The organism is Comamonas sp. B-9 (assembly GCF_000410635.1).
Classification (GTDB): Bacteria; Pseudomonadota; Gammaproteobacteria; order Burkholderiales; family Burkholderiaceae_C; genus Comamonas.
The window spans coordinates 415-779 of sequence record NZ_KE148612.1; the positions used below are offsets into that span (position 1 = coordinate 415).

Below are 365 nucleotides of genomic sequence, written 5' to 3' on the forward strand. Positions count from 1 at the left end.
GCGCTCGACCAGCTCATGCGGATGGCTGGCGCCGCGCAGAAAGCTGAAATTGCTCAGGCACCACAGCTCAGCGTAGTGCGGGATGGAGAGTTTGGGACGGGTGGCCATGGCTTGGGACGGGGGCTGCGCAGCTCAGGCAAAGCGGCCATGCAAAAACCAGGCGCCGCTGTTGGCCGACAGGCGGGTGTGGAAGATCCACAGCAAGCCGGCATGCGGGCTGTGGGCGACCCAATAATCGCGCAGCGCGGTGTGGGCGGTTTGGGTGATGGGGGCGGGTTGGGGCGGGCTTTCGCGGTGATCGCGGTGATCGCCGTGGTCGCTGTCAGGGGCTGCCTCGCCCGTGTGGGTGTCGCCATCCGAGTCGG

At 67.4% G+C, this 365-nt stretch carries 1 pseudogene; it reads right to left on the reverse strand.

Features of this window, described 5'->3' with window-relative positions:
• Positions 1 to 132: 132 nt before the first annotated feature.
• Positions 133 to 365, reverse strand: a pseudogene (locus H928_RS32445) (hypothetical protein); the annotation flags it as partial.